Raw genomic sequence first — 1,633 nt, forward strand, 5'->3', positions numbered from 1 at the left:
GGCGCCCAGCCCCGCCTGATAGACCACGCCGACCGCGGCGACGATCATCGCCAGCCCGGTGAAACTCAACGGGCTGTAGCGCAGCCAGGACGGTTGCCACCGCGCCAAGACTCGCCCCGGAGCGACGCTCAGATCCTCCGCGCCGACGGCCAGCGAATCGGCCAGCAGGATGGCGCGCAGCTGCGGAACATCTTGCACCGGAACGGCATCCAGCTCGAACTCGGCATCCCCGCGGGCCTCCTGACCGGTGCTGACCCGCAGCACGGTCAGCCCGAGCAGCCGGTGCAACAGCCGGGCGTCGGTGGACACCGAGCGAATCCTGTTGCGCGGCACGGCAAGGACCTTGCGCTGCAGCACGCCGGCGCGCAGCTGCACCTCGTCGGCATCGATGCGAAAGGTGGTGGTGAACCAACGGGCGATGCCGATGGCGACGGTCAGCACGATCGCGGCCAGCCACCACAGCGGGTTGCCGGTGGCCGAGCCCAGCACCGCCGACCCGATCAGCAGCGGAAGCTGGCGCAACACTTCGTGCACCGGGTGCACGACCAACATCCGCGGGCTGAGCCGGTGCCATACCGCGGGCGGTGCCGTGGGTATACCGCTGGTCACGTCGCATCCTCGGTGCCGAGCGCGGCAATGTCGGTGAGCTGGGCGACGACCGCATCGGCGACCTCGGAGTCCAGCGCCACGATGCGCACCGCGCCGGCCGAGGACGCCGTCGTCACCGTGACGTTGGCCAGACCGAACAGCCGGTCCAACGGTCCGCGGTAGGTGTCGACGGTCTGCACCCGCGATATCGGCGCGATCCGGCGTTCCTGCACGATGGCGCCCGTGCGGGTGAACACGGCCTGATCGCTGATCTCCCAGCGGTGCACCCGGTAGCGCCACAGCGGGACCACGGCGATCGACACCGTCGCGCCGATCACCGTGAGCAGCCCCACCGCGAGATGCAGCCACCAGAACCGGCCGTCCAGACCGAGCCACACCAGCTGGCCGATCACCAGCATGAACCACGGGACCGCCGCACCCAACGCCCACACCAACGGCGCCTTGCGGCTCGGCGGGTTGGTCGGATCGCGCAGCGCCACCGTCACTCGGCGTACACCTGGTTCCAGTCGTTGCGCATGTCGACGACGGTCCACCCGGCCGGTCCGGCCTGTTCCAAGGCGGTCACCAGCGTGCCCGAGGCCGGCGGGTCGGCGTCGTAGGCGTACTCCCGTTCCGCGTCGGTGTGGTGGATCAGCACCCCGAGGCTGGGCAGCGGATTGTCGATCGTGGTGTACTGCAGCATCGCCTGGTCGCCGTCGCTGTTGCCGACCGCCATGATCGGTCGCTTACCGATGAACATGTGAATGCCGGCCGGTTTGCCTGCCTTGTCGTCGACGAACACATGGTCGGCGCCCTTCACCAACACCGGCTCACCGTCGCGCAGTTCGAACGTCACGGAGCCGGTGGAGCCGACGACCTGTTCTGGCGGGATGCCGTACACCCGCTGGGAGAACACCCGCATGAAGTCGGCGCCGCCGCCGGACACGATGAACGTCCGGAATCCGTTGTCGCGCAGATACGTCAGCAGTTGCTGCTGCGGTTCGTAAGTGAGTTGGTCGTAGGGCCGGTCGAACCGCGGGTGGCG

The 1,633-nt window shown here is 69.0% G+C and carries 3 protein-coding genes; all 3 read right to left on the minus strand.

Annotation, left to right across the window (positions count from 1 at the left end):
* The coding region (locus ACN269_RS34495) for a PH domain-containing protein (protein WP_421477493.1) at positions 1-543 on the minus strand (543 nt) is incomplete at its 3' end.
* Between the two features lie 62 nt (positions 544-605).
* A complete protein-coding gene (locus ACN269_RS34500) occupies positions 606-1,094 on the minus strand; it encodes a PH domain-containing protein (protein ID WP_421477495.1) in 489 nt (162 codons plus the stop codon).
* Positions 1,091-1,633: HAD family hydrolase (locus ACN269_RS34505; RefSeq protein ID WP_421477496.1), on the minus strand; the 543-nt coding region annotated here is incomplete at its 5' end. The genes ACN269_RS34505 and ACN269_RS34500, both read right to left, overlap by 4 nt.

It is taken from the genome of Micromonospora sp. WMMD736 (genome assembly GCF_049179015.1).
Lineage (GTDB): Bacteria > Actinomycetota > Actinomycetes > Mycobacteriales > Micromonosporaceae > Micromonospora.